Genomic DNA, 20,422 nt, shown 5'->3' on the forward strand with positions numbered 1-20,422 from the left:
CGTGCACCCTGAAACTGACCGGGGGGATTTGCTGTGAGTTTTAGATCGATGCGTTATAAGCCGGCGGGTGGGGGCGCTTGGTCTGCCGCATGGATTGAAGGCTAAGAGGATCCTGTGGGAGCGAGCTTGCTCGCGATAGAGGTGGATCAGTTGGCATCTGAGTTGACTGACACACCGCTATCGCGAGCAAGCTCGCTCCCACAGGGGTTTGTGGTGGGCCGGCGATCTGCGCTAGGCCTTACCCCGAATCAATGCCCGCAACGCAAACCGGTTCGGATGGCAGGCCTCGGCCACGCTGCGGGGCAGTGGCAGGGGTTCGTTGTCCAGCCAGGCGGCGATCAGTTCGCCTGACAGGGGCGCGGTGATCAGGCCTCGGGAACCGTGGCCGCTGTTGATGTACAGGCCATCGAGCCACGGGCAGAGGGCATCCGGCACCTGGCGGGCGTCCTTGCCCAGGGCCGCATAGGCTTCGGTAAAGGCCTGGCGGTCGGCCAGCGGCCCGACAATCGGCAGGTAATCAGGGCTGGTGCAACGAAACGCCGCGCGGCCTTCGAGGTGCTCCGGGTCCAAGGTAGCGACGTTCAGGCGCTGCACCAGGTCTTGGGAGATCTCTTCGAGCATCTGCAGGTTGCCGGCGTGCTCGGCGGCGGTGGGGGTCAGGTCGTCGCTGTTGAAATCGAAGCTGGCGCCCAGGGTGTGTTCGCCCAGCCGTGGCGGCGCCACATAACCTTCGGCGCAGACCACCGTCGCCAGGCTCTGGCTGCGACTGGTTTGCGCCAGACGGGTGATCTGCCCGCGAATGCGCTTGAGCGGCAAGTCGGCGGCCGGTTCGAAGCGTTTGATCTCGGCCGCACTGGCGAGGATCGCCACCGGAGCGCTGGCCAGGCAGCGTTCGCCGTCCCACGCCTGCCATTGGCCGTCGACGCGACGCAGGTGCAGCACGTCATGATGGGGTTGTACATCAATCGCCGGCCCCGAAGCTTGCCAGCGACACAGCGCCGGCGGATGCACCCAACCGCCTTCGGGATAAAACAAGCCACCACAGGCCAAGCCAATGCCGGATCGAACCTGGGCTTCGGACTGATCCAGGGTGTGCAGTAAATCCGTCGGGAACGCCTCGGCCAATTGCGCCTGACGCTCGGCCTCTTTGCTGTTGAAGGCCAGCTGCAAGACGCCACAGGCATCCCAATCGACGCCGCGTTGCAGTTGCTCCAGCACGCGGCGGGTGTAGCCGAAGCCGCTGAGGATCATCTGCGACAGCGCGGTGCCGTGGGCCGACAACTTGAGGTACAGCACGCCCTGGGGGTTGCCGGACGCTTCCTCAGCCAACCCGGCATGGCGCTCCAGCAGCGTCACCTGCCAGCCACGGGCGGCGAGGCTAGCGGCGCTGGCACAGCCGGCCAGGCCGCCGCCGATCACCAGGGCCCGGCGCTCGCCGGTGGGTGGCAAGGGGCGGGCGTACCAGGGTTTTGCCGGGGACGGCGCGGGTGTCTGCTCCGGCCAGCCAAGAAATACGCCGCGCAGGATTTCCCATTTGTGGCCGATGCCCGGTGTGCGCTTCATCTTGAAGCCTGCCGCGTTCAGCAATCGGCGGACCCAACCGGTGCTGGTGAAGGTGCTGAGGGTGGCGCCGGGTGCGGCCAGCCGGGCCAGTTCGGCGAACAGCTCGGCGGTCCACATCTCGGGGTTTCGGGCCGGTGCGAAACCGTCCAGGAACCAGGCGTCGATCTGCCCGTCCAGCTGCGGCAACTGCTCCAGGGCATCGCCGATCAACAGGGTCAGCGTCACTCGTCCATTGGCGAGGACCAGGCGCTGGAAACCCTGATGGATCGCCACGTATTGCGCAAGCAATTGCTCGGCCTGAAGGTTGAGCTGTGGCCACAAGGCCAGCGCCCGGCGCAGGTCCTGGGGGCTCAAGGGGTACTTTTCGACGCTGACAAAATGCAGCCGCGCCCCAACGGGGGCGCACTGCTCGAACAACTGCCAGGCGCAGAGAAAATTCAGGCCGGTGCCAAACCCGGTTTCGCCGATCACCAGCCGCCCGTCATCGGCCAGCGCAGCGAAACGCTCGGCCAGGTTGTTCTGCTCAAGAAACACATAACGGGTTTCGTCCAGGCCCGACTGGTCGGAAAAATACACATCGTCGAACACCCGCGAGCGCGGGCGCCCCTGGTCGTCCCAGTCGAGTAGGGCGTGTTGCTGGATGGGCGTCATGGCAGGCTCGGTCAAAACTGAGGGGGCATTCTAGCCGATCGGTATCGGCATGCTTGACCCATCGCAACAACCCACGCATCTGATGGGAATCTGCTGCACAGGGCCGCATCCAATCCGCTAGTCTTGCCCCAATCCCTGGAAGGAGCTGTCCATGTTCGAATCCGCTGAAATCGGTCACGTCATCGATAAAGACACCTTTGAGGCCGAAGTACCGGCCCTGCGTGAAGCGCTGCTGGAAGCGCAGTTCGAGTTGCAGCAGCAGGGCCGGTTTCCGGTCATCGTGTTGATCAACGGCATCGAGGGCGCGGGCAAGGGCGAGACGGTGAAGCTGCTCAACGAGTGGATGGACCCGCGGCTGATCGAAGTGCGCACCTTCGACCAGCAGACCGACGAGGAACTGGCGCGGCCTCCCGCGTGGCGCTATTGGCGGATGCTGCCGGCCAAGGGGCGCATGGGGATTTTCTTCGGCAACTGGTACAGCCAGATGCTGCAAGGCCGGGTCCATGGCGAGTTCAAGGACCCGCGGCTCGACCAGGCGATCGCCGGGGCCGAGCGCCTGGAAAAAATGCTTTGCGATGAAGGCGCGCTGATCTTCAAGTTCTGGTTCCACCTGTCCAAGAAACAGATGAAGGCCCGGCTCAAGGGGCTCAAGGATGACCCGCTGCACAGCTGGCGCATCAGCCCGCTGGATTGGCAGCAGTCCCATACCTATGACAAGTTCGTCAAATACGGCGAGCGCGTGCTGCGCCGCACCAGCCGTGATTACGCGCCGTGGCATGTGATCGAAGGCGTGGACAGTTGTTACCGCAGCCTCACCGTCGGGCGGATCCTGCTCGACGGCTTGCGCCAGGCCCTGGACCGGTCGAAGATCAGGCCGCAGAAGGTCAGCGTGGCGCCGCTGCCCGAGTTGGATGGCCAGATCACCCTGCTCGACAGCCTGGACATGACCCGGCGCCTGGACAAGGCCGACTACGAAGAACAACTGATCACCGAGCAGGCGCGCTTCGCCGGGCTGTTGCGGGACAAACGCATGCGCCAGCATGCCTTGGTGGCGGTGTTCGAAGGCAATGACGCGGCGGGCAAGGGCGGGGCGATCCGGCGGGTCACGGCGGCCCTGGACCCGCGCCAATACAGCATCGTGCCGATTGCCGCACCCACGGAAGAAGAACGCGCCCACCCCTACATGTGGCGGTTCTGGCGGCATATCCCCGCGCGCGGCAAGTTCACCATGTTCGACCGCTCCTGGTACGGCCGGGTGCTGGTGGAGCGCGTCGAGGGGTTTTGCAGCCAGGCCGACTGGCTGCGGGCCTACGGTGAAATCAACGATTTCGAGGAACAGCTCGCCGATGCCGGCGTGGTGGTGGTCAAGTTCTGGCTAGCCATCGACAAGGAAACCCAGCTGGAGCGTTTCCAGGAGCGCGAGGACATCCCGTTCAAGCGTTTCAAGATCACCGAGGATGATTGGCGTAACCGCGACAAGTGGGATGCCTATCGCGCTGCGGTGTGCGACATGGTCGACCGCACCAGCACCGAGATTTCCCCCTGGACCTTGGTGGAGGCCAACGACAAGCGCTGGGCGCGGGTCAAGGTGTTGCGTACCCTCAACCAGGCGCTGGAGGCGGCTTTCGAACGGAGTGCAAGACAGGCTCGCAAGAAGAAGCGCTAGGGCGATGGGCGCGCATACGCGAGGTGAATGATTGTCGCGGTCGGTTATCCAGTGGATCTATGCTCGATCCACTCTCAACCGACTACAACAATGAGGTACAGCCATGCGTGAAGTGGTGATCGTCGACAGCGTACGGACCGGCCTGGCCAAGTCCTTTCGTGGCAAGTTCAACATGACCCGTCCGGATGACATGGCGGCCCATTGCGTCAACGCCTTGCTGGCACGCAACGACATCAACCCGGCCAGTGTCGAGGACTGCATCGTCGGGGCCGGGTCCAATGAAGGCGCCCAGGGCTACAACATCGGGCGCAACGTGGCGGTGCTCTCGCAATTGGGCATCGGCACGGCCGGCATGACCCTCAACCGCTTCTGTTCCTCGGGCCTGCAAGCCATTGCCATCGCCGCCAACCAGATCGCTTCCGGTTGCAGCGACATCATCGTGGCGGGCGGTGTGGAATCCATCAGTCTGACGATGAAAAGCGTCAATACCGACAACCTGATCAACCCGCTGCTCAAGGAGCAGGTGCCTGGGATTTATTTTCCCATGGGCCAGACGGCCGAGATCGTTGCCCGCCGTTACCAGGTCAGCCGCGAGGAGCAGGATCACTACGCCTTGCAAAGCCAGCAACGCACGGCCAAGGCCCAGGCGGCCGGGCTGTTCGATGACGAAATCGTGCCGATGGCGGTCAAGTACCGGGTCGAGGACAAGCACACTGGCGCCGTGCAGATCCTCGACGGTGTGGTCGACCGCGACGATTGCAACCGCCCGGACACCACCTATGAAAGCCTGGCCGGCCTGAAGCCGGTGTTCGCCGAAGACGGTTCGGTGACGGCGGGCAATTCGTCGCAGTTGTCCGACGGGGCCTCGATGACCTTGGTGATGAGCCTGGAAAAAGCCCTGGCGCTGGGGCTCAAGCCCAAGGCGTTTTTCCGTGGCTTCACCGTGGCCGGTTGCGAACCGGACGAAATGGGCATCGGCCCGGTGTTTTCGGTGCCCAAGCTGCTCAAGGCCAAGGGCCTGCAGATCGCCGATATCGACCTGTGGGAACTCAACGAGGCGTTTGCTTCCCAGTGCCTGTACAGCCGCAACCGGCTGGAAATCGATCCGCAGAAATACAACGTCAACGGTGGCTCGATCTCCATCGGCCATCCGTTCGGCATGACTGGCTCGCGGCAGGTGGGGCATCTGGTGCGTGAGCTGCAGCGGCGCGATCTGCGCTACGGCATTGTGACCATGTGCGTGGGCGGCGGGATGGGGGCTACGGGTTTGTTTGAGGCAGTGAGATAACCGTGCGCTGACAGTTAGCAAGATGATTATTTGTGGCGAGGTGACTTACCTCTGTGGGAGCAAGGCTTGCCCGCGATGAAGTTGATGCGGTCTCTCAAACCGAGGTGTCTGCATCGCGAGCAAGCGTTGCTCCCACAGGGTCTTGCTCCCACAGATAAATCCCCTCGCCGCAGGAGCGCGGCGCCAGCCATGGGTTTGACTTAGCTGGCAACCTGAGTCAGTTGCAGCATTCGCTGTACATAGGCTTCCACCTCCCGCAACGCCTCCTCGCGACTGGCGAACGGCCCTTCCTGGGTGCCCTCCCGGGTATTGAAGTAAAATTCGCCGTTTATCCGGCAAATCCGGTCACTGGGAAAGACCATCGCAGGGGCGAGGTCCTGGGCGCGTTGGCCGAGCATGGGGGGCTCCAGAAGAGGCGACGGGATCAGGTTGAGTGAAGTTTAGAGGCTGGCGTGGACGGCTGCTTGGCGAACCGATAGGCGGCCATGTGCCATGTCCGTACCCGGTCAATTTATCCCCAACTGTTCCTGTGTTGCTGGGCGATTGACGCCTAGAATGGGCGTTCTTTGTCTAGGGCTTCGAGGGTTGCATGCACATATCGTCCGGTCGCTGGGTCTACGGCTTGTTCCTTGCCCTGTTGACTGCCCTGCTTTGGGGAATTCTGCCGATCAAGCTCAAGCAAGTGCTGCAAGTGATGGACCCGGTCACCGTGACCTGGTTTCGCTTGCTGGTGTCCGGCGGTTTGCTGTTCATTTATTTGGCGGCGACCCGGCGCCTGCCCAGTCGCAAGGTGCTCGGCCCTCGCGGCGGCTGGCTGGTGGCGATGGCGGTGCTTGGGCTGGTGGGCAACTATGTGTTGTACCTGATGGGTCTGAACCGCTTGAGCCCCGGCACGGCGCAACTGGTGGTGCAGATGGGGCCGATCATGTTGCTGGTCGCCAGCCTGTTTGTGTTCAAGGAGCGGTTCAGCGTGGGGCAGGGCATCGGCCTGCTGGTGCTGCTGATCGGTTTCACGCTGTTTTTCAACCAGCGCCTGGGGGAGTTGCTGACGTCCCTGAGCGACTACACCGCCGGGGTGCTGATGGTGTTGCTGGCGTCGACGGTCTGGACGTTCTATGCCTTGGGCCAGAAGCAATTGTTGACGGTGTGGAATTCGTTGCAGGTGATGATGGTGATCTACCTGTTCTGCGCGCTGCTGCTCACGCCCTGGGTGCATCCGTTGGAGGCGTTGCAACTGAGCCCGTTGCAAGGCTGGTTGTTGCTCGCTTGCTGCCTCAACACCCTGATTGCCTATGGCGCGTTTGCCGAAGCCCTGGCTCATTGGGAAGCGTCGCGGGTCAGTGCGACCCTGGCGATCACGCCGCTGGTGACCTTCGCCGCGGTGGCGATGGCGGCCTGGTGGTGGCCTGATTATGTCCATGCCGAGCAGATCAACCTGCTGGGCTATGGCGGGGCGGTGCTGGTGGTGCTGGGTTCGGCGCTGGTCGCCCTGGGGCCCTCGTTGATCGCCGGGCTCAAGGCCCGGCGCGAGCGTTTGGCGGTAGAGCGTTAACAACGCAGCGCGCTGCCTGACACAAAACTATTGTGGGAGCGAGCTTGCTCGCGATGGCGGCCTGACAGTCGATGAAGATGTTGAGTCGCCCGGCCCTATCGCGAGCAAGCTCGCTCCCACATCTGATCTCCATGGGATGCAGGCTCAGCCCTGGCTACCCGCCTCCAGCATATTCTCCGGCCTCACCCAGGCATCGAACTCTTCATCGGTCAGGTACCCCAGCTGCAACGCCGCCTCACGCAGGGTCAGCCCTTCGCCATAGGCTTTCTTGGCGATTTCCGCCGACTTGTCGTAGCCGATGTGCGGGTTCAGCGCGGTCACCAGCATCAACCCACGCTCCAGATGCGCGGCCATCTGCTCGGCATCCGGCTCGAGTCCGGCGATGCAGTGATGCTGGAAGTTGCTGCAGCCATCGGCCAACAGGCGAATCGATTGCAGCAGGTTGTGGATGATCACCGGTTTGAACACGTTCAACTGCAAATGCCCCTGGCTGGCGGCAAAACCGATGGTCACGTCGTTGCCCATGACCTGGCAGGCCAGCATCGACAGGGCTTCGCATTGGGTCGGGTTGACCTTGCCGGGCATGATCGAACTGCCCGGTTCGTTGGCTGGCAATTTCACCTCGGCGAACCCGGCCCGTGGCCCGGAGCCCAGCAGGCGCAGGTCGTTGGCGATTTTCATCAGAGTCACCGCGAGGGTTTTCAGCGCGCCGGACAGGGCGGTCAGGGGCTCATGACCGGCCAACGCCGCGAACTTGTTCGGTGCGGTGACGAACGGCAGGCCGGAGAGTGCCGCCAGTTCAGCGGCAATCGCTTCGCCAAAACCATGGGGTGAATTGAGCCCGGTGCCCACCGCCGTGCCGCCCTGGGCCAGCTCGCAGACCGCCGGTAGCGCGGCGCGGATTGCCCGTTCGGCGTAATCGAGCTGGGCAATGAACGCCGACAATTCCTGGCCAAAGGTGATCGGCGTGGCATCCATCATGTGGGTACGGCCGGTCTTGACCAGTTTCATGTGGCGCGCCGCCAATTCTGCCAGCCCGCCGGACAACTCGCCGATGGCCGGCAGCAATTGCTGCTGGACGGCCTGGACGGCGGCGATGTGCATCGCGGTGGGGAAGCAGTCGTTGGAACTCTGCGAGCGGTTGACGTGGTCGTTGGGGTGCACCGGGCTCTTGCCGCCGCGGGGGTTGCCGGCCAGTTCGTTGGCGCGCCCGGCGATGACCTCGTTGACGTTCATGTTGCTCTGGGTCCCGCTGCCGGTCTGCCAGACCACCAGCGGGAACTGGTCGTCGTGCTGACCGTCGAGCACTTCGTCGGCGGCCTGTTCAATCAGGCGGGCGATGTCGGCGGGAAGATCGCCATTGCGGTCATTGACCCGCGCGGCGGCCTTCTTGATCAGTGCCAAGGCGTGCAACACCGACAGCGGCATGCGCTCGTTGCCAATGGCGAAGTTGATCATGGAGCGCTGCGTCTGGGCGCCCCAGTAGGCGTCGTCCGGGACTTCAACCTGGCCAAGGCTGTCGGTTTCGATACGGCTCATCGGGTCAAACTCCTGAAAGGCTGAATGCGCAGTTTAGGCCCAGATCGGCGGCACCGGTTCCCTCAATCATCGCTCAATCCAGGAACGGTGGGTTCGGCCCGTCAATCGGACCCGACAGCCATCGGGGTTGAGGCCCGGCGTTTTTTAGGCGCAGAATGGTCGCCCTTGGGGTTCTACCTCGCCTGTAATGAAAGGAAACTCGATGACCCGTCTTCGTGCCATCTGTACCGCAGTTGCTCTGGTGTGTGCCAGCGGCCCTGTTTTCGCCGATACCGCCAGCCACAACGCCAGCGCCGAAGCGTTCCTGACCCTGGCGCACGCTGACAAACTGGGTACTCCGGTGTACATGCAAGTGCAGCAGATGTTTGCCCAGCGCTTTGAACAGACCAAGGCCCCTGCGTCGAAAAAAGCCACCCTGGAAACCTATCAGGCCAAGGCCAATGCCGCACTGGATCAAGCCATCGGCTGGAACAAGCTCAAGCCGGACATGGTCAAGCTCTACACCAGCAACTTCAACGAGTCGGAGCTCAAGGACCTGGTCGCTTTCTACCAATCGCCATTGGGCAAGAAAGTCCTGGAAAAAATGCCGCAGCTGACCCAGCAATCGGCCCAACTGACCCAGGCCAAGCTTGAAAGCGCGGTGCCGGTGGTCAACAAGCTGCTGGCGGACATGACGGCCGAGCTCGAGCCAAAAGCCGCTGCCCCAGCCAAGAAAAAGCCGTAAGCGGAGCCCGGTATGAGCATGCAACAACGCATCGAATCAACGCTTGGGCTGTTGCAGCCCGAGCACTTGCAAGTGCTGGATGAAAGCCACATGCACAGCCGTGGCCTGCAGACCCACTTCAAGGCCGTGGTGGTCAGCCAGCAGTTCGAAGGGCTCAATCGCGTCAAGCGTCACCAGAAGGTCTATGGCACGCTGGGCGAGCTGATGGGCGAATTTCATGCGTTGGCGCTGCACACCTATACGCCCGCAGAGTGGGCGCAGATCGACGCGGCCCCGGCTTCGCCGACCTGTGCCGGTGGTAGCAAGCACTGAGCGGGCTGCTGTGGATGGCAAAACCTTGAGTCTGTGGGAGCGGCTGCTATGGGAGCAAAGCTGCTATGGGGGCCAGGCGCTGTGGGAGCAAAGCTTGCTCGCGATGCAGACACCTCGGTTTCTGAGAGACCGCGTCAACTTTATCGCGGGCAAGCCTTGCTCCCACAGAGTGATCCTCACAGTACTGTGGCCCACAGCAATCGCTGTCTGCAACCCCCCTGTTTTTTGTTAGAATCCGCAACGCGCCGCTCACCCGGCGCGTTTTTTTTCGCATCCGGTTCACCCTTTGCGAGGGTAGCCACCTGGAGAAACACCCATGACACAACCCATTGTCGTGGCGGCACTGTATAAGTTCGTCACCCTGGAAGATTACGTCGAGCTGCGTGAGCCCCTGCTCAAGGCCATGCTCGACAACGGCATCAAAGGCACGTTGCTGATCGCCGAAGAAGGCATCAACGGCACGGTTTCCGGCACCCGCGAAGGCATCGACGGCCTGCTGGCCTGGCTCAAGAACGATCCGCGCATGATCGACATCGACCATAAAGAGTCGTATTGCGATGAGCAGCCGTTCTACCGCACCAAGGTCAAGCTCAAGAAAGAAATCGTCACCCTCGGCGTCGAAGGCGTGGACCCGAACAAGCAAGTCGGTACCTACGTCGAGCCGCAGGACTGGAACGCACTGATCAGTGACCCGGAAGTGCTGTTGATCGACACTCGCAACGATTACGAAGTGTCCATCGGCACCTTCGAAGGCGCCATCGACCCCAAGACCACCAGCTTTCGCGAGTTCCCCGAGTACATCAAGGCCCACTTCGACCCGGCCAAACACAAGAAAGTCGCGATGTTCTGCACCGGTGGCATTCGCTGTGAAAAAGCCTCCAGCTACATGCTCGGCCAGGGTTTCGACGAGGTCTATCACCTCAAGGGCGGCATCCTGAAATACCTCGAAGAGGTGCCTCAGGAAGAAACCAAGTGGCGCGGCGACTGCTTCGTGTTCGATAACCGCGTGACCGTTCGCCACGACCTCACCGAAGGGGACTACGATCAATGTCATGCTTGTCGTACCCCGGTGAGCGTAGAAGACCGCGCTTCGGAGCACTACGTGCCTGGCATCAGTTGCCCGCATTGCTGGGATAAGCTGAGCGAGAAAACCCGGCGCAGCGCCATCGACCGGCAGAAGCAGATCGAGTTGGCCAAGGCGCGCAACATGCCGCACCCGATCGGCTACAACTACAAGCAGACATCTTCCGAGGCTTGAACCATGACGCCACGCCTGCTCTATGTGATGGACCCGATGTGTTCGTGGTGCTGGGGCTTTGCGCCGGTGGCCGAGGCATTGGTCGAGCAGGCTCAGGCCGCGGGGGTGGAGTTGCACCTGGTGGTGGGTGGTTTGCGCACCGGCAGCGGTTCGGCGCTGGAGCCGACCACCCGGCGCTACATTCTTGAGCACTGGCAGGCCGTGACCCAGGCCACCGGCCAGCCCTTCAAGCTGGAAGGCGCGTTGCCGGACGGTTTCGTCTACGACACCGAGCCTGCCTGCCGGGCATTGGTGACGGCTCGCAGCCTGGCCCCGGACCTGGCCTGGAAGCTGGTGAAACTGATCCAACAGGCCTTTTATGTGCAAGGTCGCGACGTCACCCACGCCAGCGTCCTGGTGGAACTGGCCGAACAGGCCGGGCTGCCCCGCATCGAGTTCGCCGCAGCCTTCGACCGCGCCGACCAACATGCGGCCACTGCGGCGGATTTCACCTGGGTACAGGACTTGGGCATTGCCGGGTTCCCCACGCTGTTGGCCGAGCGTGATGGCCAGTTGGCCTTGCTGACCAACGGCTACCAGCCCCTGAGCCAGTTGTCGCCGTTGCTTGGCCGCTGGCTGGAGCGCGCGGCCTGTGCCTGAGCGGCCGCCAGACCCATCGGCCTCGCGGCGCATTGATCGGTTGAGCTGGGCGGAAATCCGTCGCCTGGCCCTCAAGCATAAAAAAGCCCTGTGGATCGCCAACGGCGTGGCTGTGCTGGCGACGCTGTGCAGCGTGCCGATTCCGTTGCTGTTGCCATTGCTGGTGGACGAAGTCCTGCTGGGCCACGGCGATGCTGCCCTGAAAGTCATGAACCATGCCTTGCCAACGGCGTGGCAGAGCGCAGCCGGCTATATCGGGCTGATGTTGCTGGCGACTCTGACCCTGCGCTGTGGCGCCTTGCTGTTCAACGTAGTGCAGGCGCGGTTGTTCGCCAGGTTGGCCAAGGACATTGTCTATCGCATTCGCATCCGCTTGATCGAACGCCTCAAGCGAATCTCCCTGGGCGAGTACGAAAGCCTGGGCAGCGGCACCGTGGCGGCCCACCTGGTCACTGACCTGGACACCCTCGACAAATTCATCGGCGAGACCCTCAGCCGTTTCCTGGTGGCAATGCTGACTCTGGTGGGCACTGCCGGGATTCTGGTGTGGATGCATTGGGAATTGGCGTTGCTGATCCTGCTGTTCAACCCGCTGGTGATCTACGCCACGGTACAACTGGGCAAGCGGGTCAAACACCTGAAGAAACTGGAGAACGACAGCACCTCGCGCTTCACCCAGGCCTTGACCGAAACCCTGGATGCCATCCAGGAAGTGCGCGCCGGCAACCGCCAGGGTTATTTCCTTGGCCGCTTGGGGATGCGTGCCAAGGAGGTCCGCGATTACGCCGTGAATTCACAGTGGAAAACCGACGCGTCGAACCGCGCCAGTGGTTTGCTGTTCCAGTTCGGCATCGATATTTTTCGCGCGGCGGCCATGCTCACCGTGGTGTTTTCCGACCTGTCCATCGGCCAGATGCTGGCGGTGTTCAGCTACCTCTGGTTCATGATCGGTCCGGTCGAGCAACTGTTGAACCTGCAGTACGCCTATTACGCTGCCGGCGGGGCCTTGAACCGGATCAATGAACTGCTGGCCCGGGCTGACGAGCCTCAATACACGGGCGTCGTCGATCCGTTCAAGGGCCGTGACACCGTGGGCATCGAGATCCAGGGGTTGAGTTTCGGTTACGGCGAGGAACTGGTGCTCGACCAGTTGAACCTGTCCATCTCGCCGGGCGAGAAAGTCGCTATCGTCGGGGCCAGTGGCGGCGGCAAGAGCACCTTGGTGCAGTTGTTACTGGGGCTGTACACGCCGCAGTCGGGCAGCATTCGTTTCGGTGGCGCCACGCAGCAGGAGATTGGCCTGGAAATCATCCGGGAAAATGTGGCAGTGGTGTTACAACATCCGGCGCTGTTCAACGACACGGTACGGGCCAACCTCGCCATGGGCCGTGAGTGCAGCGACGACGACTGCTGGCGGGCATTGGAAATCGCCCAGCTCGACGCCACGGTACGGGCGTTGCCCCAGGGCCTGGAAAGCGTAGTTGGGCGTTCCGGGGTGCGTTTGTCCGGCGGGCAGCGCCAACGGCTGGCCATCGCCCGCATGGTATTGGCCAACCCACGGGTGGTGATTCTCGACGAAGCCACCTCGGCCCTGGACGCGGCCACCGAGTACAACCTTCACCAGGCCCTGGCGCGTTTTTTGAGTGCGCGGACCACTTTGATCATCGCCCACCGGCTCTCGGCGGTGAAGCAGGCCGATCGGGTATTGGTGTTCGACGGTGGGCAAATCGCCGAAGACGGCGACCATTTGCAGTTGATTGCCGAGGGGGGCCTGTACGCTCGTCTCTACGGTCATTTGCAACAGATACAGCAGCCTTGAGTTTCCCGCGGTTTTCTGTGTTTAGTATCGGAAAAAAAGCAGGCAAACCCGCCGATTTTTCCAAATTCCACGCAAAGTCTGTCGATCTGTTCATCCATTCATTCGAAGGGTCGAAAACTAGCCTAGGCTGTTGAGTCAGGAGCGGAATTCTGGCGGGTGTTCGTCCGGCAATACCTGTGCAAGGGACCTCATGAAGCAAAAGCAGACTCTCGGAACACCACGGCTGCTGGGCATCGTCTGGCCCTTTATTGCCGTTGTGCTATTTCAGGCATTGCTGGGCGGCGTCAGCCTTTACGTGCTGTCCGCGGTTCGCGGCTATGTGGCGGGGGAGAGTCTCTGGTCCAAGGGCCAGAAAGACGCCATCTATTACCTCAACCTCTACGCCGACAGCCGCGACGAAGCGATTTTCCGCAAATTTCAGCAAGCCATCGCCGTTCCCGAGGGCGGCCACGAACTGCGGGTGGCGCTGGACCGTGAACCGCCGGACCTGGAAGCGGCACGGGCCGGTATCCTCAAGGGCGGCAATCACCCGGACGATGTGTCCAGCCTGATCTGGCTTTATCTGAACTTTCGTCACTTCAGTTACCTGGAAGAGGCCATCGATCTCTGGACGGTGGGCGACGGCTATCTGATCGAACTGAATAACGTCGCCCGGCAGATGCACGGCAGCATTAGCGCAGGCCAGGCATCGGAGCTGGATATCCGCGGCTGGAAGGCCCAGATCTTTGCGATCAACGATTCCGTGACGCCAGCTGCCAAGGCATTCAGTGACGCATTGGGCGAGGGCTCGCGTTTCATCCTTCGGCTTTTGCTGGTGACCAACTTCGCCACGGCCTTGGGATTGATCGTCCTGGCGCTGTTGCGGACCCATAAGCTGCTGACCCAGCGACAGGTGTTCGCCAATGCGCTGCAGGTGGAGAAAGAGCGGGCGCAAATCACCCTGCAATCCATCGGCGATGGGGTAATCACCACCGACGTGGAGGGGGCCATCGCCTACATGAACCCCGCCGCCGAAGCGATGACCCATTGGAAGGCCGACCACGCCACGGGCTTACCCTTGGCCGCGCTGTTCAATTTGCTCGATGACAACGCCCAGGCCGAGGGCCTGACCCTGATCGAGCACATTCTCAGCGGTCGGCTCAGTGGCGCCAGCGAACATTCGAAACTGATCCAGCGCCTGGATGGCAGCACCGTCTCGGTCACCCTGGTGGGCGCGCCGATCCGCCATGCTGGCAAAGTCAGCGGTGCCGTGCTGGTGCTGCATGACATGACCCAGGAGCGGCAATACATCGCCAACCTGTCGTGGCAGGCCACCCATGACGCCCTGACCGGCCTGGCCAACCGCCGGGAATTTGAATATCGCCTCGAGCAGGCCTTGCACAACCTCACTCGTCAGGTCGGGCGCCATGCCTTGATGTTTCTCGACCTGGACCAGTTCAAGCTGGTCAACGATACCTGCGGCCATGCGGCGGGTGACGAATTGTTGCGGCACATTTGCGCCTTGCTGCAATCGGGGCTGCGGGAAAATGACACCTTGGCCCGACTGGGCGGCGATGAGTTTGGGATCCTGCTGGAGAACTGCTCGCCGGAGGCGGCGGAAAAGATCGCCGAAGGGCTGCGCCAGACCGTGCAGAACCTGCACTTTGTCTGGAAGGGCCGGCCGTTCGTGACCACCGTGAGCATCGGCCTGGTGCATATCGCCCAGACCCCGACGACCCTGGAGGCGTCCCTGCGGGCCGCCGACATGGCCTGTTATATGGCCAAGGAAAAGGGGCGCAACCGGGTCCAGGTCTATCATGCCGACGACTCGGAGTTATCCCTGCGTTTTGGTGAGATGGCCTGGGTGCAGCGCTTGCACATGGCCCTGGAGGAAAATCGCTTCTGTCTGTATGCCCAGGAAATCGCCGCGCTGGGCCCGGGCGATCATGGTGGCGGACACATTGAAATCCTGTTGCGCCTGCATGACGAAGCCGGGCGGATGATCCTGCCGGACAGCTTCATTCCCGCGGCGGAACGCTACGGCCTGATGACCTCCCTGGACCGTTGGGTGGTGGAAAATGTCTTCAAGATCATCCGCCAATGCCTGAATGAATCGCGACAGGGACCCATGGCGATGTGTGCGATTAATCTGTCAGGCACAACTATAGGAGATCAGGCGTTCCTCGACTTCCTGCGTAAACAGTTCGCCGCCTACTCGATTCCGCCGGAAATGATTTGTTTTGAAATTACAGAGACCAGCGCTATTTCGAATTTGGGCAGTGCGATCCGCTTTATCAATGAACTCAAGAGCTTGGGATGTTATTTTTCGCTGGATGACTTTTGCGCCGGAATGTCTTCATTCGCTTACCTGAAACATTTACCTGTAGACTTCCTGAAGATCGACGGGAGTTTCGTAAAGGATATGCTGGACGACCCGATTAACCGTGCAATGGTCGAAGTGATCAATCACATCGGTCACGTCATGGGTAAGCGCACGATTGCCGAGTTTGTAGAAACTGCCCAGATCGAGCAGGCATTGCTGGAGATAGGGGTGGACTACGCTCAAGGGTATGTGATCGAACGCCCGCAATTGTTTACCTGCGACACGTTGCAATGTCGGCCGGCCAGGCCCCAGCCGTTGTTATTCAAGGCCCCCGGCACGTTCCGCTGAACTCTTGTTGATCCGAAAAAATCACAATCAAAAGGAGCCCGACAGTGATCGACACATTCAACCGAACAGGCCCGCTCATGGACGCCACAAGCTATCCGAAATGGGCACAACAGCTCATTACCGATTGCAGCGAGAGCAAGCGCCGGGTTGTCGAACACGAACTGTATCAGCGCATGCGCGACAACAAGCTCAGCGCCAAGACCATGCGCCACTACCTCATTGGTGGTTGGCCGGTCGTCGAACAGTTCGCTTTATACATGGCACAGAACCTCACCAAGACCCGCTTTGCCCGCCACCCTGGCGAGGACATGGCGCGTCGCTGGCTGATGCGCAACATTCGTGTCGAACTCAACCATGCTGACTACTGGGTCAACTGGAGCGCCGCCCATGGCGTGACCCTGGAAGACCTGCAAGCCCAGCAAGTACCGCCTGAGCTTCATGCCTTGAGCCACTGGTGCTGGCACACCAGTTCCTCGGACGCGTTGATCGTGGCCATCGCCGCGACCAACTATGCCATCGAGGGTGCCACGGGAGAGTGGTCGGCGCTGGTGTGTTCCAACGGTGTCTATGCGGCCGCCTTCGCCGAGGAAGACCGCAAGCGCGCCATGAAATGGCTGAAGATGCATGCCCAGTACGACGATGCCCATCCTTGGGAAGCCTTGGAAATCATCTGTACGCTGGCGGGGATGAACCCGAGCAAGGCCCTGCAAACGGAGCTGCGCCAGGCCGTGTGCAAGAGCTATGACTACATGTATCTGTTCCTGGAGCGTTGCATGCAGCTGGAACAGGCGGAGACGGTGAGTAAGTCTTCATCCCCCCGTGAGCGTCTGGCATTGGCCGGGAGCTGATTACTACCGCTACAGATAGCCACAACCTGTGGGAGCGAGCCTGCTCGCGAAGAGGTCTGACAGTCGACGGGGAGGTTGACTGCCAGGCCGCTATCGCGAGCAAGCTCGCTCCCACAGTTGTTTTGGATGAGCGCTGGCTTCTGGTCGCCGCAAGACTTTGTGGGAGTGGGCTTGCTCGCGAAGGCTTCGGTGCATTCAATATATTCATAGCTGACCCACCGCTTTCGCGAGCAAGCCCGCTCCCACAAGGATGTCGGTGTTCTTACATCCTCTCGTTGTTTCAGCCGGCCATCGCCAGTCGATTGCGGCCTTCGCGCTTGGCCACGTACAGCGCGCTGTCGGCCCTGCGTAGCAGGCTTTCCGAGGATTCCCCCGGTAACAGGGTGGCGCACCCCAGGCTGACCGTCAGTTCGATCCTTGTGCCTGCGGCGAAATAATCCTGGGCCTGGGCGGCATAACGCAGCCGTTCACCGACCATGGCCGCCGCATCCCGGCTGGTATTGGCCAGCAGGATCAGAAATTCTTCACCGCCGAACCTGAACACCATGTCCACATTGCGCAGTTGGCTCTTGATCGACTCGGCCACGGCCTTGAGCACTTCGTCACCAATGCCGTGACCATGGCTGTCATTGATGCGCTTGAAATGGTCGATATCGAGCATCAGCACCGACAAGGGTTGCGAATGACGCTTGGCCATGTCGATTTCCCGCATCAGGGTCTGGTCCATGGCGATGCGGTTGCCGGTACCGGTCAGCGGATCGCGCAGGGCGCTTTGGGTCGCGGCGCGGTAGAGCAGCGCATTGCGCAGTGGATACAACAGCGTCGACATCACGGACTCGAGATCGCTCTGTTCCGCCTCGGTGAAACGTTGGTTACGGCGGAATACCAGTTCACCCAGGTGTTCGCCTTCATGGCTCAGGTTATAGCTGAGGGTGTGATGCCCGCGTTGCCCAAATTCCAGGCGCAGGTCACTGGCTTTGTGCTGATAGGCCAACGCATCCAGGGGCACCAGTCGCTGAATTTCGCGGAAAAACAGGCCCAGGATGCGCTGTGGCTCCAGGCTGGTCTGCAGTTGCTGGCTCAGTTGCTGGCGCAATTGCGACAGACTGACGGAGCGTGCCGCGAGCGGCGATGGCTGGGCAAGGCCCAGGCGCTGCAATTTGGCGCTGTCGAAGTCGATCGCGTTGATCTGGGTGGGCGTTTTCATAATGGCGTTAGCCCCTAAGCTAAATCGTCCCGACAGGTTGGGTGTGGCGGCTTTGGGCTGCGCGTCGTACTGGTCCTTCAGTCCCGTAGGACAACTGATTTGAGTTTAGTCCGCTTTACATGGCAGGCATAAGTCTCGTCTCAACGTCCGTCACCTGCCAAAGATGGCATGTTTGAAGAGGTTAGAGCGAAAGTCGTGCCATTCGGTTCACTTGTGTAAAAACCGATTAGAAATCAATGAATTGATAGCGAGTCGCGGAAGCAGGGGCGACGTGGACTTGGCGGTTCGCCTGGTTTGGCGTCGACGAAGGCCAGCATCGCGACGGTAAATCGTCGCGATGCGGGCCTTGGTTCACTATTGCGCGTTGAATGCCTGACCGTTGACGCCGGTGCTGTCCGGGCCCATGAGGTACAGGTAGACCGGCATGATCGCTTCGGGCGTCGGATTGTTGAGCGGGTTTTCTCCCGGATAGGCCTGGGCGCGCATGCTGGTGCGGGTGGCGCCGGGGTTGATGCTGTTGGCGCGCACGGCGGCGACGGTATCGACTTCGTCGGCCAGGGTCTGCATCAGCCCCTCGGTGGCGAACTTGGACACGCCATAGGCGCCCCAGTAGGCCCGACCCTTGCGGCCGACGCTGCTGGAGGTGAACACCACGGACGCATCCTTGGACAGCTTGAGCAGGGGCAGCAAGGTGCTGGTGAGCATGAACATCGCGTTGACGTTGACGTGCATCACGCGCATGAAGTTTTCACCGGACAATTGCTCCAGTGGCGTACGCGGGCCGATGATCGAGGCGTTGTGCAGCAAGCCGTCCAGGTGTCCGAACTCGGTTTCGATCATCGCCGCCAGTTCGTCGTATTGATGCGGCAGCGCGGTTTCCAGGTTGAACGGGATCACCGCCGGCTGCGGATGACCGGCCGCTTCGATTTCATCGTAGACCTGGGTCAGGTTGGCTTCGGTCTTGCCCAGCAGCAGCACGGTGGCACCGTGGGCGGCGTAGGCTTTCGCCGCAGCGGCACCGATCCCGCGACCGGCACCGGTGACCAGGATCACCCGGCCATTGAGCAGGTCGGGGCGGGCGGAATAATCAAACATAAAAGAACCTCAACAAAATAAAGCGGCACGGGGTTGGTGGCGCACAGCGCTCATGGCGAACGAGCTTTTTGTGGCGAGGGATTTATCCCCGTGATGTGGGAGCAAGCTGTGGGAGCAAAGCTTGCTCGCGAAACAGGCGCCTCGATTTCTGAAAGACCGCATCGCCTTCATCGCGGGCAAGCCTTGCTCCCACATAAATCCCTTCACCACAACAATCAGCTCAGCAACCGCACAACGCGTTATCCAGCACCTCGCGCAGCGCCGCCGGGTGGTCAATCACCGCATCCGCGCCCCAGTGCCTGGGGTTGTCGTCCGGGTGAATGTAGCCGTAGGTCACCGCGCAGGTCTTGGTGCCGGCGCTGCGGCCAGACTCGATGTCCCGCAGGTCATCACCCACGAACAGCACGCTGGCCGGGTCCAGGTCGAGCAGCTTGCACGCCAGGGTCAGCGGTTCCGGGTCCGGCTTGCTGTTTTTCACGTGGTCAGGGCAGATCAGCACTTTCGAACGCTCGGCCAGGCCCAGTTGCTGCATGATCGGTTCGGCGAAACGCACCGGCTTGTTGGTAACCACGCCCCAGATCAGGTTGGCCGCCTCGATATCGGCCAGCACCTCGGCCATGCCGTCGAACAGGTGGCTGTGGACCGCGCAACCCTTGAGGTAGCGGTCGAGGAATTCCTGGCGCAGGTCCTCGAACCCCGGTGATTCCGGGTCCATGGAAAAGGTCACCGCGACCATCGCCCGGGCGCCGCCGGAAATCTCGTCGCGAATGTGCTGGGTGTTCATCGGTGGCAAGCCACGGTCGGCGCGCATGGCCTGGCAGATGGCGATGAAATCCGGCGCGGTGTCGAGCAGCGTGCCGTCCATGTCGAAGAGAACCGCTTTGAGACGCATCGACTTACTCCTCGCGCAGGGTCTGGATCATGTAGTTGACGTCAACGTCGGCGGCCAGCTTGTAGTGCTTGGTCAGCGGGTTGTAGGTCAGGCCAATGATGTCCTTGACGGTCAGCCCGGCCGCACGGCTCCAGGCGCCCAGTTCGGAAGGGCGGATGAATTTCTTGAAGTCGTGGGTGCCCCGTGGCAACAGCTTCATGATGTATTCGGCACCGATGATGGCGAACAGGTACGCCTTCGGGTTGCGGTTGATGGTGGAGAAGAACACCTGGCCGCCCGGCTTGACCATGCTAAAGCAAGCGCGGATGACCGAGGACGGGTCCGGCACGTGCTCGAGCATTTCCAGGCAGGTGACCACGTCGAATTGGCCCGGCATTTCTTCGGCCAGGGCTTCGGCGGTGATCTGCCGGTATTCCACGCTCACGCCCGATTCCAGCTGATGCAGCTGCGCCACCGCCAGCGGCGCTTCGCCCATGTCGATGCCCATCACCGTCGCGCCGCGCTGGGCCATGGCTTCACTGAGGATGCCGCCGCCGCAACCGACGTCGAGGACCTTCTTGCCGGCCAGATTGACCCGCTCGTCAATCCAGTTGACCCGCAGCGGGTTGATGTCGTGCAGCGGTTTGAATTCGCTTTCACGGTCCCACCAGCGATGGGCCAGGGCTTCGAATTTGGCGATTTCGGCGTGGTCGACGTTGCTCATGTGCAGATCCTCGAAA

Annotated in this window: 17 protein-coding genes; 10 read left to right on the forward strand and 7 right to left on the reverse strand. The window is 61.6% G+C overall.

The genetic code is table 11. The annotated features are described in order from the left end of the window. Positions 1-231: 231 nt before the first annotated feature. Positions 232-2,214: a bifunctional tRNA (5-methylaminomethyl-2-thiouridine)(34)-methyltransferase MnmC2/FAD-dependent 5-carboxymethylaminomethyl-2-thiouridine(34) oxidoreductase MnmC1 gene (gene mnmC, locus PSH84_RS12760; protein ID WP_305470270.1), complete on the reverse strand. Its 1,983-nt coding sequence runs from the start codon at positions 2,212-2,214 to the stop codon at positions 232-234. A 151-nt stretch (positions 2,215-2,365) separates the two neighbouring features. Here mnmC and pap point away from each other — a divergent pair, with 151 nt between their 5' ends. Next, positions 2,366-3,880 carry a polyphosphate:AMP phosphotransferase gene (pap, locus tag PSH84_RS12765; RefSeq protein ID WP_305470271.1) on the forward strand — a complete coding sequence of 505 codons (1,515 nt, stop codon included), beginning with the start codon at positions 2,366-2,368 and terminating at the stop codon, positions 3,878-3,880. 103 nt (positions 3,881-3,983) lie between these two features. Next, positions 3,984-5,168 (forward strand): thiolase family protein, encoded by a 1,185-nt coding sequence (locus PSH84_RS12770; protein ID WP_305470272.1) that lies wholly within the window; start codon positions 3,984-3,986, stop codon positions 5,166-5,168. Between the two features lie 200 nt (positions 5,169-5,368). Here PSH84_RS12770 and PSH84_RS12775 read toward each other — a convergent pair whose 3' ends face one another. After that, on the reverse strand, positions 5,369-5,566 hold the full coding sequence (locus tag PSH84_RS12775) for a DUF6316 family protein (protein ID WP_122568977.1): 198 nt from the start codon (positions 5,564-5,566) through the stop codon (positions 5,369-5,371). A gap of 191 nt (positions 5,567-5,757) precedes the next feature. On the opposite strand from PSH84_RS12775, the gene PSH84_RS12780 reads away from it, so the two are divergent. Next, entirely contained in the window at positions 5,758-6,720 is a 963-nt protein-coding gene (locus tag PSH84_RS12780) for a DMT family transporter (protein WP_176688396.1), read from the forward strand. 144 nt (positions 6,721-6,864) lie between these two features. Here PSH84_RS12780 and PSH84_RS12785 read toward each other — a convergent pair whose 3' ends face one another. Next, on the reverse strand, positions 6,865-8,259 hold the full coding sequence (locus PSH84_RS12785) for a class II fumarate hydratase (protein WP_122568975.1): 1,395 nt from the start codon (positions 8,257-8,259) through the stop codon (positions 6,865-6,867). A 202-nt stretch (positions 8,260-8,461) separates the two neighbouring features. Between PSH84_RS12785 and PSH84_RS12790 the strand changes: the two genes are divergently transcribed. The 7 genes from PSH84_RS12790 (at position 8,462) to PSH84_RS12820 (ending at position 16,509) form a co-directional block, all read left to right on the forward strand. Then, positions 8,462-8,983 (forward strand): DUF2059 domain-containing protein, encoded by a 522-nt coding sequence (locus PSH84_RS12790; protein WP_122568974.1) that lies wholly within the window; start codon positions 8,462-8,464, stop codon positions 8,981-8,983. A gap of 12 nt (positions 8,984-8,995) precedes the next feature. Then, positions 8,996-9,295: a BolA family protein gene (locus tag PSH84_RS12795; protein ID WP_305470273.1), complete on the forward strand. Its 300-nt coding sequence runs from the start codon at positions 8,996-8,998 to the stop codon at positions 9,293-9,295. A gap of 316 nt (positions 9,296-9,611) precedes the next feature. Continuing rightward, positions 9,612-10,553, forward strand: a complete 942-nt coding sequence (gene trhO, locus PSH84_RS12800; RefSeq protein ID WP_122568971.1) for an oxygen-dependent tRNA uridine(34) hydroxylase TrhO — start codon at positions 9,612-9,614, stop codon at positions 10,551-10,553. Between the two features lie 36 nt (positions 10,554-10,589). Continuing rightward, complete coding sequence (locus tag PSH84_RS12805) at positions 10,590-11,192, forward strand: DsbA family protein (RefSeq protein ID WP_174553541.1); 603 nt, start codon at positions 10,590-10,592, stop codon at positions 11,190-11,192. Further along, positions 11,185-13,011, forward strand: coding sequence for an ABC transporter ATP-binding protein (locus tag PSH84_RS12810; RefSeq protein ID WP_122568969.1), 1,827 nt, complete (start codon positions 11,185-11,187; stop codon positions 13,009-13,011). The genes PSH84_RS12805 and PSH84_RS12810 overlap by 8 nt, the downstream gene beginning before the upstream one ends. A gap of 190 nt (positions 13,012-13,201) precedes the next feature. Next, the gene (locus PSH84_RS12815; protein ID WP_305470275.1) at positions 13,202-15,661 is read left to right on the forward strand and encodes an EAL domain-containing protein; all 2,460 of its coding nucleotides are present in this window, start codon (positions 13,202-13,204) and stop codon (positions 15,659-15,661) included. A 77-nt stretch (positions 15,662-15,738) separates the two neighbouring features. After that, entirely contained in the window at positions 15,739-16,509 is a 771-nt protein-coding gene (locus PSH84_RS12820; RefSeq protein WP_436278734.1) for an iron-containing redox enzyme family protein, read from the forward strand. A gap of 280 nt (positions 16,510-16,789) precedes the next feature. Here PSH84_RS12820 and PSH84_RS12825 read toward each other — a convergent pair whose 3' ends face one another. The 4 genes from PSH84_RS12825 to ubiG form a co-directional block, all read right to left on the reverse strand. Next, positions 16,790-17,716, reverse strand: a complete 927-nt coding sequence (locus PSH84_RS12825; protein WP_122568966.1) for a GGDEF domain-containing protein — start codon at positions 17,714-17,716, stop codon at positions 16,790-16,792. A 354-nt stretch (positions 17,717-18,070) separates the two neighbouring features. Beyond that, on the reverse strand, positions 18,071-18,811 hold the full coding sequence (locus PSH84_RS12830; RefSeq protein WP_122568965.1) for a YciK family oxidoreductase: 741 nt from the start codon (positions 18,809-18,811) through the stop codon (positions 18,071-18,073). 220 nt (positions 18,812-19,031) lie between these two features. Further along, complete coding sequence (gene mupP / locus PSH84_RS12835; RefSeq protein ID WP_122568964.1) at positions 19,032-19,703, reverse strand: N-acetylmuramic acid 6-phosphate phosphatase MupP; 672 nt, start codon at positions 19,701-19,703, stop codon at positions 19,032-19,034. Between the two features lie 4 nt (positions 19,704-19,707). Next, complete coding sequence (ubiG, locus tag PSH84_RS12840) at positions 19,708-20,406, reverse strand: bifunctional 2-polyprenyl-6-hydroxyphenol methylase/3-demethylubiquinol 3-O-methyltransferase UbiG (RefSeq protein WP_060738595.1); 699 nt, start codon at positions 20,404-20,406, stop codon at positions 19,708-19,710. Positions 20,407-20,422 lie beyond the last annotated feature (16 nt).

Source organism: Pseudomonas beijingensis (assembly GCF_030687295.1).
In the GTDB taxonomy this organism is placed as follows: Bacteria; Pseudomonadota; Gammaproteobacteria; order Pseudomonadales; family Pseudomonadaceae; genus Aquipseudomonas; species Aquipseudomonas beijingensis.